15 protein-coding genes are annotated in these 18,898 nt (G+C 72.6%); 5 read left to right on the forward strand and 10 right to left on the reverse strand.

What is annotated here, in order from left to right:
- Both PINTE_RS00645 and PINTE_RS00650 read right to left on the reverse strand, forming a co-directional pair.
- Positions 1-1,515: MFS transporter (locus tag PINTE_RS00645; RefSeq protein ID WP_068424770.1), on the reverse strand; the 1,515-nt coding region annotated here is incomplete at its 3' end.
- Positions 1,516-2,044: 529 nt separating this feature from the next.
- A complete protein-coding gene (locus PINTE_RS00650; protein ID WP_068424773.1) occupies positions 2,045-2,548 on the reverse strand; it encodes a pyridoxamine 5'-phosphate oxidase family protein in 504 nt (167 codons plus the stop codon).
- 535 nt (positions 2,549-3,083) lie between these two features.
- Between PINTE_RS00650 and PINTE_RS00655 the strand changes: the two genes are divergently transcribed.
- Positions 3,084-4,055 carry a hypothetical protein gene (locus PINTE_RS00655; RefSeq protein WP_157087007.1) on the forward strand — a complete coding sequence of 324 codons (972 nt, stop codon included), beginning with the start codon at positions 3,084-3,086 and terminating at the stop codon, positions 4,053-4,055.
- Positions 4,056-4,074: 19 nt separating this feature from the next.
- Here PINTE_RS00655 and PINTE_RS00660 read toward each other — a convergent pair whose 3' ends face one another.
- Positions 4,075-4,545, reverse strand: a complete 471-nt coding sequence (locus PINTE_RS00660; RefSeq protein WP_068424779.1) for a peroxiredoxin family protein — start codon at positions 4,543-4,545, stop codon at positions 4,075-4,077.
- Between the two features lies 1 nt (position 4,546).
- Positions 4,547-4,783 (reverse strand): DUF2249 domain-containing protein, encoded by a 237-nt coding sequence (locus PINTE_RS00665; protein WP_068425041.1) that lies wholly within the window; start codon positions 4,781-4,783, stop codon positions 4,547-4,549.
- Between the two features lie 179 nt (positions 4,784-4,962).
- Here PINTE_RS00665 and PINTE_RS00670 point away from each other — a divergent pair, with 179 nt between their 5' ends.
- Both PINTE_RS00670 and PINTE_RS00675 read left to right on the forward strand, forming a co-directional pair.
- A complete protein-coding gene (locus PINTE_RS00670) occupies positions 4,963-5,292 on the forward strand; it encodes a putative quinol monooxygenase (protein ID WP_068424782.1) in 330 nt (109 codons plus the stop codon).
- An 81-nt stretch (positions 5,293-5,373) separates the two neighbouring features.
- Positions 5,374-7,233, forward strand: coding sequence for an AMP-dependent synthetase/ligase (locus PINTE_RS00675; protein ID WP_084343071.1), 1,860 nt, complete (start codon positions 5,374-5,376; stop codon positions 7,231-7,233).
- 203 nt (positions 7,234-7,436) lie between these two features.
- Here the strand turns inward: PINTE_RS00675 and amaB are convergent, their stop codons facing one another.
- The 4 genes from amaB to gnd all read right to left on the reverse strand — a co-directional run bounded on the left by amaB (position 7,437) and on the right by gnd (position 14,397).
- Entirely contained in the window at positions 7,437-8,987 is a 1,551-nt protein-coding gene (amaB, locus tag PINTE_RS00680) for an L-piperidine-6-carboxylate dehydrogenase (RefSeq protein WP_068424785.1), read from the reverse strand.
- A gap of 70 nt (positions 8,988-9,057) precedes the next feature.
- Positions 9,058-10,227, reverse strand: a complete 1,170-nt coding sequence (locus tag PINTE_RS00685) for an NAD(P)/FAD-dependent oxidoreductase (RefSeq protein WP_217996450.1) — start codon at positions 10,225-10,227, stop codon at positions 9,058-9,060.
- The gene (locus PINTE_RS00690; protein WP_068424788.1) at positions 10,217-12,463 is read right to left on the reverse strand and encodes a thiamine pyrophosphate-dependent enzyme; all 2,247 of its coding nucleotides are present in this window, start codon (positions 12,461-12,463) and stop codon (positions 10,217-10,219) included. The genes PINTE_RS00685 and PINTE_RS00690 overlap by 11 nt, the downstream gene beginning before the upstream one ends.
- A gap of 326 nt (positions 12,464-12,789) precedes the next feature.
- Entirely contained in the window at positions 12,790-14,397 is a 1,608-nt protein-coding gene (gene gnd / locus PINTE_RS00695) for an NADP-dependent phosphogluconate dehydrogenase (RefSeq protein WP_084343052.1), read from the reverse strand.
- Positions 14,398-14,500: 103 nt separating this feature from the next.
- On the opposite strand from gnd, the gene PINTE_RS00700 reads away from it, so the two are divergent.
- Together PINTE_RS00700 and PINTE_RS00705 are read left to right on the forward strand one after the other, a co-directional pair.
- Positions 14,501-15,079 carry a sugar O-acetyltransferase gene (locus PINTE_RS00700; protein WP_068424791.1) on the forward strand — a complete coding sequence of 193 codons (579 nt, stop codon included), beginning with the start codon at positions 14,501-14,503 and terminating at the stop codon, positions 15,077-15,079.
- On the forward strand, positions 15,076-16,362 hold the full coding sequence (locus PINTE_RS00705; protein ID WP_068424794.1) for a DUF4921 family protein: 1,287 nt from the start codon (positions 15,076-15,078) through the stop codon (positions 16,360-16,362). The genes PINTE_RS00700 and PINTE_RS00705 overlap by 4 nt, the downstream gene beginning before the upstream one ends.
- Positions 16,363-16,474: 112 nt before the next feature.
- On the opposite strand, the gene PINTE_RS00710 is transcribed toward PINTE_RS00705, so the two are convergent.
- Positions 16,475-16,945, reverse strand: a complete 471-nt coding sequence (locus PINTE_RS00710; RefSeq protein WP_068424797.1) for a hypothetical protein — start codon at positions 16,943-16,945, stop codon at positions 16,475-16,477.
- Between the two features lie 105 nt (positions 16,946-17,050).
- The gene (locus tag PINTE_RS00715; RefSeq protein ID WP_306304833.1) at positions 17,051-18,727 is read right to left on the reverse strand and encodes an FAD-dependent oxidoreductase; all 1,677 of its coding nucleotides are present in this window, start codon (positions 18,725-18,727) and stop codon (positions 17,051-17,053) included.
- Between the last annotated feature and the right edge of the window lie 171 nt (positions 18,728-18,898).

Raw genomic sequence — 18,898 nt, forward strand, 5'->3', positions numbered from 1 at the left:
GGCGCGGTCGGCGGTGGCCCCGTCGACGGCGGGCACTGCCAGGCCGCGCCAGGCGATGACGAGGGCGCCGAGCATGGCGATCGCGCAGACGAGGGCGACGGTGTCCATGCCGGTGACGAAGGCCGAGGAGGCGGCGTCGCGCAGGGTCGAGGCCACCGGCTCCGGCAGGTGCGCGGCCCGGTCGTGGGCGGCGCCGAGCGTCTCCTGCGCGGAGGCCAGATCGGCCGCACCCAGCCCCGGCAGCCCCTCGAGCGCGGCGAGGCCGCGGGCGTAGACGGCCATGCCGATCGTGCCGAGGACCGCGGTGCCCAACGCTCCGCCGAACTCGTACCCCGTCTCCGAGATCGCCGCGGCGGCCCCGGCGCGGGCGGGCGGCGCGGTCGTGAGGATGACGTCGTTGGTGAGGGTCTCGGCGAGCCCGGCGCCGACGCCGATGAGCACGGAGGCCGCGGCGAACGTGCCGATGCCGGCGCCCGCGTCGAGCCCGGTGGCGACGACGAAGCCCACGCCGATGAGCACGAGCCCGATGACGATGACGATGCGCACCGGCAGCACCTTGGCGAGTTGCGGCGACGTCAAGGTGCCGGCGACCGTGGCGGCCGCCAGCGGCAGCAACCACAGACCCGCCTCGGCCGAGCCCATGCCCTGCACGAGCATGAGGTACTGCGGGAAGAAGAACAGGGCGCCGAGCATGCTGAAGACCGCGATGACGTTGGTGAGCACCGCCGCCGAGAAGCCGGGCCGCGCGAAGAGGCCGACGTCGATCATCGGGTGGGCCAGGCGGCGCTGGCGGCGGACGAAGACGACGAGCAGCGCGAGGCCGACGACGAGGGCGGCCAGGGCGGTCCAGCTCGGGTGGCGCACACCGGACTTCAGGGCGTACACGACCGGCAGCAGACCGGCGATCGACAGCAGCGCCGAGGGGATATCGAAGGGTCCGGGGTGCGGGTCCTTCGACTCGGGCAGCAGCCACACCGCGGCCGCGAGGAAGACGACCATGACCGGGGCGTTGATGAGGAAGACCGAGCCCCACCAGAAGTGTTCGAGCAGCACACCGCCGAGCACCGGGCCGAGCGCGGCGCCGCCGGAGAAGGCGGTGGCCCACACGGCGATGGCGGTGCGGCGCTCGCGGCGGTCGGGGAAGATCGTGCGCAGCAGGCCGAGCGTCGAGGGCATGAGCGTGGCGCCGCCGACGCCGAGCAGGGCGCGGGCGGCGATGAGCATCTCCGGGCTCGTCGCGAAGGCCGCCAGCACCGAGGCGAGCCCGAACGCGGGCGCCCCGATGAGCAGCAGCAGCCGGCGGCCGAAGCGGTCGCCGAGGCTGCCGGCGAGCACGAGCAGGCCCGCGAGCAGGAACGAGTAAAGGTCGATGATCCACAGCAGCTGCGTGGAGCTGGGCTGCAGATCGGCGCTGAGCGCGGGCACGGCGATGCCGAGCACGCTCATGTCGATGCTGATGAGCAGCACCGGCAGCGCGAGCACGGCGAGCGCGGACCAGCGGCGGACGGCGGACACAGGGCACCTTCGGGAGTCGATTCGGGCCTCGGGTGCGGCGGCGGGTGGCCCTTGGCGCGTGGCACGTCGCAGGTGGCGGGTGGCACGAATGCGCGGCCGCGGGACGCCGAGGCGTTGACAGGCTCTAGTGTGGCAAAGTTTGGCCACTTGGCCAAACTGTGCGTTTCGGCGCTGCGTGACCTGCGCCTTTGCCCTCGGCCCAAGGTCGTCGTCTGACTCCGCCTCCGTCTCGGGGTGTGAGCGGGCGGTCTCGGCGGCCGGGACCGGACCGGGCGGTTGCCGCCGGACGCCCTCCGCGGAGTCGGTTCCGCGGCAGCCGGGCGGTCCGGGCCGACGGCACAGGTTCACGTGCGGTCAGGAGGCGGTGTCGTGCGGGTGCCGGCTCGCCGGCTCGACGTCTGGCTGGCTCGGTGGTTGGCTGGCTCGGCGGTTGGCTGCCTGGTCTCCGGCTCGGCGCGTCAGCGGCTCGGCGGCTCGGCAGCTCGCCGGCTCGGTGGCTCGGTGCTCGGCCGCTCGGCGGCTCGGCGGGTCAGAACGTGAAGCGGGTGCAGTCGGTCGGAAAGTCGAACCAGGCGAGCACGAGGCGCGGGGTGATGACGCGCAGGCCGCCGCCGTCGGCGCCGGACCAGGCATCGGGAGCCGGGCTGTAGCCGCCGTCGGCGTACTTGCCGAAGGCCTGCGCGAGCCTCGCCCCTAGGCCCTCGGGATCGGCTCGCGTGGCGTGGGATTCGCCCTCGACGATGACCACCTGGGTGCCGCTCTCCAGCGTGAGCGTGACGTGCGGGTTGGCTTCGACGTTGCGGGTGTGCCGGGTCGTCGGGGCGCCGTCGTACCAGAACGCGCCGTCGAGCCAGACGCCCCAGCGCGGCACCGAATGCGGCCGGCCGTCGGTGCGCACGCTGGCGATCCAGTAGTGCTGCGCTTCGCGCAGCCGCTGCTCGACCCGGCTCCAGTCGAGCAACCCGTCGGTGGTCTCGGGGAGTCCGTATCCGTCGGGGAATTCGGGCCTCGTCGGGCGCGGGGTGGCGGCCATGACGTCATGGTACCCGCGGCGGGCGGCTCGGCCGGGTGCCGGCGGCAGCCCGCTGCTGGTGCCGTCGCCGCCGGCGAGTGTGGCCGACGGGACCGGCCCCGGCGGCGACGAAACCGGCTGACCTGCAGCGAAGCCCGCTTGCGCATCCGCCCGGGAGTGGCGCGCGGGCCTGCGCGGCGCGTGGAACTGCCTATCCTGTTCGCCCGGACCGCGGCGATGGGGTGTTGCGGGGGCGGTCCGTCGAGAGCGGGTCAGGGGGCGAGATGAGCGACAAGACACCGGCGGGGCGGCCAACCCAAGCCACAGCCGGGCCCACACCGCGCCCGTCTGCGCAGGGGGTCGACGGGTTGACGCGCGAGGCCGCGCTCACCGCACTGCGCGAGCAGCGCCGCCGGCTGAACCGGTGGCGTTGGACGGTGTGGCCCCTCGTGCTGCTCGTACTGGGCGTCGCGGCCTGGGCGGCGTTCCCGCCTCCCTACGGGGGCGGGTTCGGCTCAGCGCCCCTGGTCACCGGCATTTTCTCGTCGCTGCGACCGTGTTTGCCTGGGCGTCGGTACCGCGTTGGCAGTACGCGGCGGGATCCGTGTGTCGGCACGTCACCGACCTGCGGCCGGCCACGGTCGTCGCGAGCGGCGGCGCGCGCATCGCGGTGCGCCTCGACGACGAGCCCGAGCCCTCCCCGGCACGACCCGACGACCGCAAGCACCACCCGGAGCCGGGGAGTCGGTGGGGCTGGCGCATCGGCCTGCGCCCCACGCCTCCGGAGCCGGGCCGGCGCGTGTGGGTGGACGCGCAGTTCTCGATGGCCCGCCGCACGCCGGTCGTCGTGGAGACGGACGGGCAGGCGCAGGTGATTTGGCCGTACACCACCCCCGAGGCCGATCACCCCACCCGGTTCGCGCCGACCGAATCGAGCGAACGCGACCCGAGCGACTCGAGCGACCCGGTCGACGCGCCCGACCGGCTCGACCCGGCCCGGCTCACCGACCTGCGGCGCAAGGCCCGCAACACCGTGCTCCTGTGGGGCGGGCTGCTCGCGGTGTTCATCGGCGGCACACTGGCCGTGGCGGTGGTCGATCTGAGCATGGGCGGAGGTCTCGACGAGCTGTTCACCGCCCAGATGTCCGTCTTCTCGATGCATATCAGCGTCGCGGGTGTCGCCAGGGCCGTGCCGGCCTGGCGGTTACTGCGGTCGCCTCGGCTCGTGCGCGCCCAGATCAACGACCAGCGCGCCCGCTCGCCGTACGCCACCGACCAGATGGTGCGCGCCCGCCTCGCACCGGCCGACCGCTCGCCGGGTGCCGGCAACGAGCCCGTGTGGACCTGGGAGTTGACGGAGGGCTGCCCGGGGTGGAGCGGCGTGCGCGAGGTCTGGCTGGAGCCCGACGTTCGCCCCGGCCTCCGGGTGGCGGCGTACGTGCCACGCACCCGCGGCGGCGACACCCGGCTCGTCTTCGCGGCGACGCCCGTCGCGGTCTACACCGACTCCGAGCTCACGATCGGCTGACGACGCCAGGTTCCGGCGCTCACGCGACGAGCGCACCGACGGCGGCGCCGAGGGTGAGGTCGTCGACCTGCCCGAACCGGTGGAAGCGCAGGTCACCGGCCCGGTCGAGGAGCAGCAGCGAGGGCGTGCCCGGCAGCCCGAGCCGGCTCATCGTCGCGGGCATGCCGCCCGGCTGCGGCCGGTCGATCGCCACGGGAAAGGTGATCGCGAACTCGCTGAGGAACACCCGCAGCGCCTCGGGCCCCATGACGTCGTGATGCTCGAAGACCGTGTGCAGCCCGAGGACCACGACGTCCTCGGGGCGAAACAGCCGGTGCAGCCGCTGCGCCTGCGGCAGGCCGTGGTGCTGCACGCACCCCGGGCACAGCATCTGGAAGGCCTCGATGGCCACCACCCGGCCGCGTAGTTCGGCGAGCGAACCGGGCGGCTCCCCGACCCATTCGGTGACGTCGAGTTCGCCGATCGGGCCGTGGTTCGGCAGGCCGGCCACGTCAGGCGGCGTCCGGTCGGCCGATCCGCACCTGCCAGCGCTCCGGGCCCTGCTCGAGGTAGTCCCAGGTGAACTCGCCGGCGTGCTCGGCCGCGAACTGGTAGTAGAGCGGCTTGGGGTCGTGGTCGTTGACGAGCACGAACGCCGCGCCCCGCGCGAGCGCCCCGTAGGTCTCGAAGATCAGCTGGTGACGGCGGGCGGGCGGCTCGTCGCGCACGTCGAGTTCGGTGTCGGCCATCTCGGTCTCCTTCATTTTCTACCAGTTATATTGGATAAATTAGCGCATAGGGCGTCACCGTCGCAGAGTGAGACACCGGCTCGACGAGAGCCCGGCGCGGCCGGCGGCTAGATTCGAGCAGGTAAGCCAGGCCGGCGCGCCGGCGCGCGCACTGGCAGGAAGCGAGCGAAGGAGACCGCATGATCCTCATCACCGTGAAGTTCCCGATCCGCACCGACAAGCTCGCGGAGTGGAAGGAGCTGTCGAGCTACTACGCCGAGGCGGTCAACGCCGAGCCGGGGTGCGAGTTCTTCGAGTTCGCGCAGAGCGTGCTGGAGCCGCAGACGTACATCTGCATCGAGGGGTTCACCAACTCCGACGCCGGCGGCGCGCACACGAAGACCGAGCACTTCTCCCGGTTCGTCGAGGACATGCCCGACATCGTCTCGGCGCAGCCGCAGATCATCTACGTCGACGCCGAGGAGATCACCGGCTTCGGCCCGATGGGTGAGATCGAGCCGCGCTCCTGATCCAACCGCGCCTCTCACCGGCACGGCCCGCGCCCTCGACGGGTGCGGGCCGCTGCGCGTGCGCGAGGTAGCGTGCCGTGCGTGTCCACGCCGCCCAGCCCGCACGCCCCCGAGCGCACCCGCCGCGAGACGGACCGGCCGCCGACGTTCGAGCTGACCGAGCGCGACAACCTCGCGCGGCTGGCCTGGCGGCAGGCGGCCCTGCGCCCGCAGCACGCCTCGTTCGAGCTCTACACCGACGGCGCCTGGCGCGTGCGCAGCGCCGCCGACCACCTCGGCGCCGTCGTCGAATCCGCCCGCGGGCTGCTCGGATTCGGCGTCGACACCGGCTCCCGCGTCGCCCTCATGTCGGGCACCCGGTACGAGTGGCTGCTGCTCGACTCGGCGGTCTGGGCCGTCGGCGGTGTCACCGTGCCGATCTACCCCACCTCCTCGGCCGCCCAGGTCGAGTGGATCGTGCGCGACTCCGGCGCCCGCCTCATCATCGTGGAGACCGAGGCGATGCGCCGCCTCGTCGAGCGCGCCGACCTCGGGCACGTGGAGGTGCTCGTCATCGACGACTCCGCCGCGGGTGCGCTCCAGCGGCTGCGGGCGGCCGGTCGCGACGTGCCCGCCGAGCGCGTCGAGGAGCGGGCCTCGGGGGTGACGCTCGCGGCCCCCGCCTCGATCGTCTACACCTCGGGGACGACCGGGCGCCCCAAGGGCTGCGTGCTCACCCACGCGAACCTCGCCGCCGAGACCCGCGCGCTGCTCTCCCAACCGATCGGCGAGGTCGCGGTGCCCGGCCGGCGCACGCTGATGTTCCTGCCGCTGGCGCACGTGCTGGCCCGCGCGGTCACCTACGCGCTGAGCGCCGGCGGCGCGACCGTCGGTTTCTGGGCCGACACCGCCACGCTCGTCGAGCAGCTGGGCGTCTTCCGACCGCACGTCGTGCTCGGCGTGCCGCGGGTGTTCGAAAAGGTGCACGCCGGAGTCCGATCCGCGGCCCGGCACGGCGGCCCGGCGAAGGCCGAGATCTTCCGCCGCGCCGAGCGCGTCGCGATCGAGTGGAGCCGGGCGCAGGAGCCGTCGGACTCCGGTGCGGCGGGGCCCGGTCTGCGGCTGCGCGCCGAGCACGCGGTCTTCGACCGGCTCGTCTACCGCGCGGTGCGGTCCGCGCTCGGGGGGCAGTGCGAGTATGCGATCTCCGGCGGCGGCGCGCTGCGGCCCGACCTCACGCACTTCTTCCGCGGCCTCGGGGTGCCGATCTACGAGGGGTACGGGCTCACCGAGACGTGCGCGGCGATCACCGTCAACGAGCGCGGTGCGACCCGCGTCGGCAGCGTCGGACGGCCCGTCGGCGGCAACGCGGTGCGGGTCACCGGCTCCGGGGAGCTGCAGGTGCGCGGACGGGTCGTGTTCGAGGAGTACTGGGGCAACCACCAGGCGAGCGTCGAGGCCTTCGACGACGGCTGGTTTCGCACCGGTGACCTCGGCTCCATCGACGCCGACGGCTTCGTGTGGATCACCGGCCGCAGCAAGGAGATCATCGTCACCGCGGGCGGCAAGAACGTCGTGCCCGGGCCGATCGAGGAGGCGCTGCGCGCCCACCCGGTCATCGGGCACGCGCTGCTCGTCGGCGAGGGCCGCCCGTTCGTCAGCGCCCTCATCACCCTCGACGCCGACGGCGCCCGGGCGTGGGCCCGCGACAACGGCATCGACGGGTCAGACCTCACACAGTTGTGTGACAACCAGCAGCTACGGGCCCTCGTGCAGAGCGCCGTCGACGAAGCATCGGCCCAGGTGTCGCGGGCCGAGGCGGTCCGCGCCTTCACCCTCCTCCCGGAGGACCTCACCGAGGAGGCCGGCGAACTCACCGCCACCCTGAAGGTCAAACGCCACGTCGTCGAGGAGCGCTACGCCCGCCAGATCGAGTCGATGTACCACCCCCGCCACCACTGACCCACCCCCTCACCCCTCCCCCCATTCGGCCGAAGGCTGCCCTTTCGGCCGAAGGCTAGGGCTGCAGTACGAGCCCTCGACCGAAAGGGCAGCCTTCGGCCATGTGTGCCGGGGATCTGGCCGGGGCGGCCAGGTCGGTGCGCCGCTCCTTGGCGACCGGGCGCTGAGCGCACCTCGCGCCGCTCGGGACTGAACGACCAGCGTCAGACGTCGAAGGTGACGCCCTGGGCCAGCGGCAACTCCCCGGAGTAGTTGATCGTGTTCGTCGCGCGGCGCATGTAGGCGCGCCAGGCGTCGGAGCCCGACTCGCGTCCGCCGCCGGTCTCCTTCTCGCCGCCGAACGCACCGCCGATCTCGGCCCCGGAGGTGCCGATGTTGACGTTGACGATTCCGCAGTCGGAGCCGGAGGCGGCCACGAAGCGCTCCGCCTCGGCCTGGTCCTGGGTGAAGATCGACGACGACAACCCTTGCGGCACACCGTTGTTCAGCGCAATCGCCTCGTCGAGGTCGGCGTAGTCGAGCACGTACAGGATCGGCGCGAACGTCTCGGTGCACACGACCTGCGACTGCTGCGGCATGCGGATGACCGTCGGCTCGACGTAGTACGCGTCGGCCCCGCCGACGTCGACGCGGGCGCCCCCGGCGATGACCTCTCCCCCGGCCTCCTTGGCCTGCTCGATCGCGGCCTCGAAACCCTCGAACGCGGCCTTCGACACGAGCGGCCCGACGAGGGTTCCCTCGACGAGCGGGTTGCCGACCGGCAGCTTGCGGTACGCGGCGCCGACGCGTTCGACGACGTCATCGACGACGTCACGGTGCGCGATGACCCGTCGCATCGTCGTGCACCGCTGCCCGGCGGTGCCAGCGGCGGCGAAGACGATGCCGCGGGTGGTCAGGTCGAGATCGGCGCTGGGGCCGACGATCGCGGCGTTGTTGCCGCCGAGTTCGAGCAGCACCCGGCCGAATCGGGCGGCGACCCGCGGCCCGACCTCGCGGCCCATGCGGGTCGACCCGGTCGCCGACAGCAGCGCGACCCGGGGGTCGTCGACGAGCGCCTGGCCGACCTCACCGGCTCCGAGCACGACATGCGCGAGGTCCGGGCTCAGGTCGGACTCGGCGAGGGCCCGCTGCAGCAGCGCGTTGGCGGCCAGCGCGCACAGCGGGGTCTGCTCGCTGGGCTTCCACACGACGGGGTCGCCGCACACGAGGGCGACCGCGGTGTTCCACGACCACACGGCGACGGGAAAGTTGAACGCGCTGATGACGCCGACGACGCCGAGCGGGTGCCACGTCTCCATAAGCCGGTGTCCGGGCCGCTCGCTGGTCATCGTGCGCCCGAACAGCTGCCGCGACAGCCCCACGGCGTAGTCGCAGATGTCGATCATCTCCTGCACCTCGCCGAGGGCCTCGGAGGTGATCTTGCCCGCCTCGATGCTGACGAGCTCGCCAAGATCGGCCTTGTGCTGCGTGAGCAGCTCACCGAGGCGCTTGACCAGGTTGCCGCGCACCGGAGCCGGGGTGTCACGGAAGGCCGGGAAGGCCGCGTGCGCGCGCCCCACCGCCGCCTCGACGTCGGCGGCGCTCGACCAGGCCAGCGACGAGACGACGGAGCCGGTCAGCGGCGACCGACCCGCCGCGTCGCCCGCGTGCGCGGACAGGTCGAGCCCGCAGGCTTGCGCGGCGCGTTCGGCCCGCTGCCGCAGCTCGTCGGCGCCGGGCAGGTCGGTGCGCTCGGTCGTGGTCGTGGTGCTCATCGGGGGACGTCCTCCATGGTCGGGCGGGGTGTTCGTGCGTGCGTGCGCTCCAGTCTGACGACCGGCGCGCTCAGACGATGTTGATCTCGGGGCGCAGGCGTTGCCCGGCGAAGCGGGACACGTCGAACCCGCCGATGTCGACGAGCGGATCGCGTCCCTGCACGAGGTCGGCCATGACCTCCCCGAGCGCGGGGCCGAGCAGGAACCCGTGCCCGGAGAAGCCGGTGCAGTAGTGCAGGCCGGGCAGGTCGGCAGCGGTGCCGACGAGCCCGTTCGCGTCGGGGGTCACCTCGTACAGCCCGGCCCAGCCGCCGGCGATGCCGACCTCCGCCAGCGACGGCGCGCGCCGCTCCATCGCGTCGATGAGGCCGGGCAGCCAGGCGTCGTCGCGGCCGAGCTTGAAGCCGGGGGTCTCCTGCGGGTCGGACATGCCGATGAGCAGCCCGGGGCCCTCGTTGTGGAAGTAGAAGGTCGAGGAGAACTCCACGGTCATCGGGGTGTCGGGTCGCAGCCCTGGCACGGGTTCGGTGGTGACGATCTGGCGGCGCAGCGGCTCGACCGGCAGGTCGAGGCCGAACCAGCCGCCGACCTCCCGCGACCAGGCGCCGGTGGCGATGACCACCTGCTCGGTGCGCACCGTGCCGGCCTCGGTGTGCACGGCCGTGATCCGGGGCGCCGCACCGGAGCGGTCGACGTCGGCGCCGGTGGCCGCGCACCCGGGCAGCAGGGTGGCGCCGGCGCGGCGGGCGGCCCCGGCGTACCCCAGGCACACCGACTCCGGGGTGCAGTGCCCGTCCTCGGGCGAGAAGGCGGCTGCGAGCAGGCCGTCGGTGCTGATGAGCGGGGAGAGTCGCTGCGCCTCGGCGGGCGTGAGCATGCGCGAGGGCACGCCGAGGGAGTTCTGCAGGGCGACGCTCGCCTCGAAGGTCGCGACGTCACCCGGGTCGTCGAGGAGGAACAGGTAGCCGACCTGGTGCAGATCGATCTCCTGCCCGAAGGTCTGCGCGAAGTTCTCTAAGACCCGCAGTCCGTGCTGGCCGAGCACGATGTTGATCTCGTCGGAGAACTGGGCGCGCACGCCGCCGGCCGACTTGCACGTCGACCCCGAGCCGAACTGCGCCTTGTCGAGCAGCACCACCCGTGGCAGGCCGCGGCGGGCCAGGTGGTAGGCGGTGGCGAGCCCGATGACGCCGCCCCCGAGAACGACGACGTCGGCGTCCGTAGGCAGTTCACGACCCACGAGACATCTCCTTTGTAGTAAACATCTGACACATTGAGACAAGCGCGTCGGTGATCTCGCCCTCGCCGAGCAGCACACTGGCGGCCGCCGGCCCGAGCGGAATGAAGGAGTCGATGCTGGCCACCCGGGCGATCGCGCCGCGGTAGCCGCCCTCGATGAGGGCGGTGATGACGCGTTCGCCGACGCCCCCGCTGTGCCGGGTCTCGTCGACGACGAGCACGCCCTCGTAGTCGCGCGCGGCCGCGAGCAGGTGTTCCCGCGGCAGCGGCGCGAGCCAGCGCAGGTCGTACAGGTCGGCACGCGCGTGCGGGTCGAGCGCGCGGGCGGCGGCGAGCGCGCGATGGGTCATGCCGACGCCGTTGCCGAACGTCACGACCAGCACGGAGGCGGGCCGCTCGCCGAGCACGTGCAGCCGCCCCTCGTCACGGTCGGGCAGCGACTCGGCCCAGCGATCGGGCGGCGGGTAGGGCGCCAGCGCCGCACCGTCTCCGGGCAATGTATCGCGCGAATGATACAAAGCGATCGGTTCGAGGAAGACCGTCGGGCGCCCCTCGGCGCGGGCGATGCCGGCGAGCGAGCGCAGCAGCCCGGGCGCCTCGGCGGCGCCGCTGGGCACGGCGACGACGAGTCCGGGGATGTCGAGCAGGGCGGCGACGGAGTTGTCGTTGTGGAAGTGCCCGCCGAAGCCGCGCTGGTAGGCCAGGCCGGCGATCCGCACGACGAGCGCGTTGGCGTACCGGCCGTCGCTGAAGAAGCCGAGCGTGGCGGCCTCGCCGCGCAGCTGGTCGATCGCGTTGTGCAGGTAGGCGAGGTACTGGATCTCGGGGATCGGGAGCAGGCCGGCGAGCCCGGCTCCGAGGGCGGTGCCGAGGATCGTCTGTTCGTCGAGCAGGGTGTCGAACACGCGCTGGGCGCCGAACGCGCGACGCAGCCCGCGGGTGACGCCGTAGACGCCGCCCTTGACGCCGACGTCCTCGCCGAACACGAGCGCCCCGGGGTCGGCGAGGAGCAGGTCGGTGAGGGTGGCGTTGATCGCCTGGGCGAGGGTCAGCGGGCCGGCCTCCTCCGGGAGCCGGCCGCGGAAGGCGGCGTCGCGGCCCTCGCCGACGACCGTCGCGGCGGCGCGCACGGCCGCCGGGGCGCGCCGGGTCAGGGGCGCGGTGACGGCTTCGGCACCCGCGAGCCGGGTGACGGGCAGCAGCTCGGTCGCGGTCTCGGCGGCCGCGGCACGGGCGGCGCGGTAGTCCTCGAGCAGTGCCGTCGGCGCGCGCAGTCCGCGACGGGCGAGCAGTGCGGCGGTGGCCAGCAGCGGGTCGCGCTCCCGGTCGGCGGTGATCTCGCGGGGCGATCGGTAGGCGACCTCGGCGTCGGAGCCGGCATGCCCCTGATAGCGCACGGTGCGCAGATGCACGACGGCCGGGCGCCGGGTCGTGCGCACGCGCTCGGCGGCGCGGCGCGCGGTCGCGAGCACCCCGGCGGGGTCGACGCCGTCGGCCTCAAACCGGGCGAAGCCGGTGAGCCGGGCCAGGCTCTCCTCGATCCACCGCGCCGGGGTGCGCACGGAGATGCCGAGGCCGTTGTCCTCGACGACGACGAGCAGCGGCACCGGCACGCCTTGATGGGCGGCGTGCTGGGCGGCGTTGAGCGCCCCGAGGGTCGTGGAGTGGTTGAGCGAGGCGTCACCGAGGGAGGTCACGACGAGCGCGTCGGCCGGCCACTCGTCGGGCAGCCCGCGCTCGTGGGCGCGGTCGTGCGCGAAGGCGAGGCCGACGGCGCGCGGCAGGTGCGAGGCGATGGTGCTGGTCTGCGGGATGATCGCCAGGTCCTTGTGGCCGAAGACCTTGTGGCGGCCGCCGCTGATCGGGTCGTCCACGCTGCACATCAGCGAACGCAGGATGTCGCGCACGGGGTCGTGGCCGGCGATCTGGGCGGCGCGGGCGCAGTAGAACCCGGCCGAGCGGTAGTGCAGCAGAGCCGGATCGGTCGGCCGCAGCGCCTGCGCCACCGCGGCGTTCGACTCATGCCCGAGCGACCCGATCGTGTAGAACCCCTCGCCGGCGGCCTGCAGCTCCCGGGCGTGCAGGTCGACGGCCCGCGCGGCGAGCTGGGCCGCCCACAGGCGCTCCAGGTCGGAGTCGGTGACGCTCGGGTCGTCGCCGACCTCCGGCAGCGCGCCGCGCGAGCCGGCGGCCGCGGTCAGGCGGGCGGCGAGGGCGGCGTCGATGGAGTCGGTCACTGCGCGGCGATCTTCCTCAGAGGTGTCGTCCCCGGCAGCCGGCCGGGGGTTGGGGGCGGTTGGACCCCCACTGTGCCAGCCCGCCTCCCGAGCCGGCCAGAGGCGGCGGGTGGCCCGCGCGGTGCCGCCGCGGGAGGGACGCGCAGCGGAATCTCGGGGCGGCACGCGCACCCGACCCTCGAGAATTGACCACTCGACGCGCCTTGAGTGGTCACCGCACACAGCAGTGTGCGCTTTCGGGCTTGTGACCTGCTATGTTGCTCAGCGCAACAAAGGTGTCCACTCGCGAGAGGTCACTACACGTGACTCTTTGCGATCCTGCCTCCTCAGGCCTCGATCTCGGAGCGGTCGCCGGACCACAGGGTGTGGAAGGAGCCCTCGGCGTCGACCCGTCGGTAGGTGTGCGCCCCGAAGTAGTCGCGCAGGCCCTGGGTGAGCGCGGCGTTGAGCCGGGGAGCGCGGGCCTGGTCGTAGTAGGCCAGCGCGGAGGAGAAGCCGGGCACGGGCACGCCCGCGGTGGTGGCCGTCGCGACGACCCGGCGCCACGCCTTCTGCTTCTGCCCGAGTTCGTCCTTGATCGAGGGCGCCTCCAGCAGCGTGACGAGGTTGTTCGCGGCGTACTCGTCGGAGATGCGCGAGAGCAGCTTGGCGCGGATGATGCAGCCCGCCCGCCAGATCCGGGCAACGGCGGCCACGTCGATCTGCCAGCCGTATTCGGCCGCGGCCATGCGGATCTCGTCGAGGCCCTGGGCGTAGGCGACGACCTTGGCGCACCACAGGGCGTCGCGGATGTCGTCGATGAACCGGTCCCGGTCCGGCCCGCTCAGCGGACCGTCGGGGCCGGTCAGTGACCCGTCCGGGCCGGTCAGGGCGGCCTGCGCGGCGGCCCGCAGTTCGGGGTGGCTGGAGATCGCGCGGGCGAAAACCGCCTCCGAGATCGAGTTGACCGGGGTGCCGAGGGTGAGTGCCGACTGCACGGTCCACGTGCCGGTGCCCTTCATGCCGGCGGCGTCGACGATGACCTCGACGAGGGCCTTGCCGGTGCGGGCGTCGCGCTGGCGCAGCACCTGCGAGGTGATCTCGATGAGGTAGGAGTCGAGGTCGCCGGTGTTCCAGCGCTCGAACACGTCGGCCATCTCGTCGTGGCTCAGGCCCAGGCCCTTGAGCAGCTCGTACGCCTCGCCGATGAACTGCATGTCGGCGTACTCGATGCCGTTGTGCACCATCTTCACGAAGTGCCCGGCGCCGTCCGCGCCGATGTAGGTGCAGCACGGCTCGCCGTCGATCTTGGCGGAGATGTCCTCGAGGATCGGGCCCATGAACTCGTAGGAGCTCTCCGGGCCGCCGGGCATGATCGACGGGCCTTCGAGGGCCCCGACCTCACCGCCGGAGATACCGGCTCCGATGAACCGAAATCCCTTCTGCGCCAACGCCGCTTCCCGACGACGGGTGTCCTGGTAGAAGGCGTTGCCGCCGTCGACGATGATGTCGCCCTCGTCCAGCAGGGGCAGCAGCGTGTCGATCGTCGCGTCGGTGCCGGCCCCCGCCTTGACCATGATGACGATGCGCCGCGGCTTCTCCAGCGAGGACACGAAGTCCTCGACGGTCTCGGCGGGCAGGAACTCGCCCTCGGTGCCGTGGTCGGCCATGACGGTCTGCGTGCGGGCCAGCGTGCGGTTGAACAGCGCCACGCGGTAGCCGTGGTGGGCCATGTTGCGCGCCAGGTTGCTGCCCATGACCGCCATGCCGATGACCCCGACCTGTGCGCTGCCGGGGGCGGGCTTCTCCGTCTCCTGCGCGGAGGCGGTGGGGACCCCGGCGGCCTTCGCCTCCGCCGCGGCCGCCGACTCCTGGGTCTGCGCCGACTCCTGGGCCGACTGCCCCTGCTCCTGTTCGTTCGTCGTCTCGTCCGGTTCGATCGGGGATGGCGTCATGCGCCCATTCATCCACCGTCGCACCGATCCGGCAATGCCTGGCCTTCGCTACCGTGAGAGCGCATCGGGGCGGGACACAGACCTCAGAAGGGCGGTTCGACGAATGCGCAGCGAACTGGACAAGCTGGACGCCGGCGAGGAGTACCACTTCCTCGACCCCGGCGTCGTCGCCCGCAAGGAGACCGCGACCGCTGCCTGCCACGAGTTCAATTCGCTGGACCCACGGGACGTCGAGGCGCAGGTGCGGGTCATCACGGCGCTGTTCGGGTCGAGCGGCGCCGACATCTCCGTGCAGCAACCGTTCCGTTGCGACAACGGCGCGAACATCCACGTCGGGCAGGGTTTCCTGACGAACTACAACGTGACGATCCTCGACATCGCGCCGGTGCACATCGGCGATTACGTGATGATCGGCCCGAACACCGTGATCACCACCGTCGGGCACCCGCTCTCGCGCCGCGGCCGGCGGGCCATGATGGCCAAGGCCGACCCGGTGACGATCGGCAGCGACGTGTGGATCGGCGGCAACTGCGTGATCCTGTCGGGCGTGAGCATCGGCGACAACGTCATCGTCGCCGCCGGTGCCGTCGTCACCAAGGACGTGCCGTCGAACTGCGTCGTCGCCGGGGTTCCGGCCCGCGTCGTCAAGGAGCTCGACCCGGAGCCGGAGCCGGAGTCATGACGGCCGCGCCCCCCGCCGGTGCACCCGACGTACCGGAGGCCGACGACCACCTGCGGCGGTTGCCAGACGGCACGGTCAAGCAGATCAACCCCTTCACCGGCACGGAGGTGTGGACGGTGCCGCGGCGGGGCAACCGGCCGCTGACGGGGGCGCCGGCGCCGCACCTGCGGCTCGACCCGGCCGACGCCGGGCGGCACTGCGCGTTCTGCTCCGGCAACCTGCTGCAGACGCCGCCGGAGAAGCTGCGGCGGGTGCGCGACGACGACGGCACGTGGCGCGACCTACGCGGCGTGACCGCCTCCCATCTCGGCGACACGATCGCCGAATTCCGGGTGATCCCTAACCTGTTCGAGATCGTCTCGCTGGACTACTGGCGGCACAACCACGGCTTCGCGCTCCCGGAGACCGAGCTGGAGCGCCGTCGTGCGTACCTGGCCGATCCCGCCGGTCGCGAGCACGTGCTCCGGCTCATCGGTCTCCACCGGCCGGCCGACCTGCTGACCGGCGGCGACGAGGCGATCATCGCGGACAGCCTCATGGGCGGCTTCCACGACGTCATCGTGGCGCGCCGCCACCACGTCGACGGAGCCCGATGCGACGACGAGCTCGCCTCGACCTCAACGCTGTCCGTCGTCGAGCACGAGCAGTTCGTCGACGTCACGCTGCAGGCGATGCGCGACCTGTTCGCCGCCAACCCGAGCATCCGCAACGTCGTCGCCTTTCAGAACTGGCTGCGGCCGGCGGGGGCGTCGTTCGACCACCTGCACAAGCAGCTGGTGGGCATCGACGAGTTCGGTCGCTGGCGCAACTCCGAGGTGGAGCGGCTGCGCGCCGACCCGCAGTTGTTCACCCGGTTCGGCATCGAATTCGCGCAGAGCCGTGACCTCGTCGTCGCCACCACCGAGCACGCCGTCGCCTTCGCGGGCTTCGGGCACCGCTACCCGACGCTGGAGGTGTGGTCGCGCCGCGGCGACGCGGACCCGTGGAACCTGCAGCCGCAGGAGCTGGCCGACATGTCGGCGCTGCTGCACGCGTGCCACGAGGTCAGCGGCCCGAGCGTGCCGTGCAACGAGGAGTGGCACTACCGGCCGCCGACGCTGGATCTGCCGATGCCGCTGCGGATCTGCCTGAAATGGCGCATCTCCACGCCGGCCGGTTTCGAGGGCGGGTCACGCATCTACGTCAACACCATCGACCCGTGGGGCGTGCGTGACCGCGCCCGCGCCGCGATCGCGCAGGCCGCCGAGGCCGGCCGGATCGCCCCGCAGATCCGCGTCGCCTGACCTGAGCACGCGCGCCCCCCACCCGGCCGAAGGCTGCCCTGTGGGTCGAGGGCTCCTGTTACGACACGAGCCCTCGACCGACAGGGCAGCCTTCGGCCGACAAAGAGGGCGGTCAGGAGCGGTCGCGCCAGCCGCGCTCGGTGAAAAGCGCGACGCCGGCGAGGACGATGAGCCCGAAGCCGTCCCAGTACAGGGCGTCCCGCCACGCGGGGTAGAAGCTGGAGGCCATGTTGGCGATGACGCCGAGCAGCATGAGCGAGTAGCTGAGGATGGTGCGGGGACCGTCGGGCATGTCGTCGCGCCAGCCGCGCACGTGCCCGGAGGCGGTGAGCGCGCGGTACCGGCGCACGCAGAGCCCGACGATGTACACGCTCGCGATGACGACCATGACGGGCACGAACCGCGTCAGCGTCGCCATCTGCCCCTCGGTCCACACCCGGACCACGAGCCAGAGGCTGACGATCGTGGCGATACCGCCGACGACGCCGGTGATTTTCAGTGCGGTGCAACTGAATCGGTAGTCGCGCGCATCCTGTGCGGCGGCGGCCTCGCGGGCGGCGCGGTTGGAGGCGCGGTTCGACATGTGGGGCCCTTCGCCGGTTCGGAGTGTGGTCCCCAAGCCTAGGTGGCGCACGTGTCCCGGTGTTCGCCCGTTCGTCCCACTGGCGCCCCGCCCGGAGACGGGGGTTCAGACCAGGCCGGCCGCGTGCCGGGCGGCCACGTAACCGAAGGTGAGGCCCTGACCGATGGTCGCACCGGCTCCGGGGTAGGTGCGGCCGAAGGCGTTACCGGCGGTGTTGCCGATGGCGTACAGACCGTCAATGACCGAGCCGTCGTCGCGCAGGGCGCGGGCCACGCCGTCGGCCTGCACGCCGCCGCAGGTGCCGAGGTCGCCGGGCACGAGCTGGAGCGCGTAGAACGGCGCGCGCTCGACCGGGCCGAGGCAGGGGTTCGGGGTGACGCCCGGGTCGCCGTAGTAGCGGTCGTAGGCGCTGACGCCGCGCTCGAAGTCGTCGTCGCGGCCGGCGGCGGCCAGCAGGTTGAAGCGGTCGACGGTCTGCGGCAGGTGCGGCAGGTCGAGGCGGTCCGCGAGCTCGCCCAGAGTCGGTGCCTGCACGACGATCCCGGCGTCGTACCAGGATTGCGGCATCGGCTGGCGCGGCAGCACGGTGGCGCCCACGACGTACCGCTCGCGGTAGCGCCGGTCGAAGATCATCCACACGGGCAGGTCGCGGCGCAGCAGTTCGTGCCCGGCGCTCATGTATTCGAGGGCCTCGTTCATGAAGCGCCGGCCGGCGCGGTCGACGATGAGCTGACCGGGCAGGGACCGTTCGGCGAGCAACGGCAGCGGCGGGCCACCCGGGGTCGGCATTGCCGGGAACCACCAGGCCTCGTCCATGAACGCCAGTGCGGCGCCGACCTGTTCGTGGGCCAGGGCGATCGCGTCGCCGGTGTTGGCGGGGTTGCCGAAGCTCCAGTCGGCCGCCAGCCGCGCGGACTGGTACCGCCGGCGCATCGCCGCGTTGTGCTCGAAGCCGCCGGTGGCGAGGATCACGCCGCGCGCGGCGCTGACCTCGGTGTTCCGCCCGTCACGCTCGACGACGACCCCGGTGACGCGCCCGTCGCGCACGACGAGCTCGACGAGCGGGGTGTTGCGCCACACCGGGATGCCGGCGGATCGTACGCCCGCGAACAACCCGGCGGCGAGGGCGCTTCCGCCGGCGACGTATTCGCGTCGCAGGGCGAGGCCACCGACTCCGGTGCCGACGGTCTTGACGGCCTCGAGCACGCCGCGGGGATGACGGGTGAGCAGGTTGAGCCAGCGGTAGGAGCGGCCGGTGACGGGAAAGGGGAACGACGACGTGAGGTCGGAGGGCCGCAGCAACGCCCGGTCGGCGCCCAGTCGCGTGGCGTCGAACGGTCGGGGCTCGATCGTGCGCCCGGCCGCGGACCCGCCGGGCAGCTCGGGGCGGTAGTCGGCGTAGCCCGGGATCCACTGAAGGCTCAACGGGGTTCGGCGTCGCAACAGGTCGATGGCCGCGGGCCCGTGGTCGATGACGGCGCCCCACCGTGCACGCGTGGTTTCACCGGCCGTGACGTGGTCGAGGTAACGCTCGACGCGATCGGACGAGTCGCGCGCCCCCGCCTCGACCAGCACCCGGTTGCCGGGCACCCAGATGCCGCCTCCGGACAGCGCCGTGGAGCCCCCGACGTACTCGGACTTCTCGACGAGCAGCACCGACATGCCCGCGTCGGCCGCGGCGAGGGCGGCGAACATGCCCGTGCCTGTCCCAATCACGACACAGTCGAATTCCGTCACTGCCTTGGCTTCCACACCCGTCCCCTCGGCTAACAGGAAACACACTGTAGGGCGAGACGTGGTGTGGTCATCGGCCCGCTCGCTTAGGCGGGCGTTTCACCGGCGCGAACCCTTCGGTCTCCTTGGCAGGGTGTCGGTTTACCGCCACTGTCGGGCAGCCTTTCCCGATGCACTCACAGGCAGGCTCGCCACAGTCTCAGATCGGAGCCGTCCGCA

The sequence above is a fragment of the Piscicoccus intestinalis NBRC 104926 genome, from assembly GCF_001515525.1.
Lineage (GTDB): Bacteria > Actinomycetota > Actinomycetes > Actinomycetales > Dermatophilaceae > Kineosphaera > Kineosphaera intestinalis.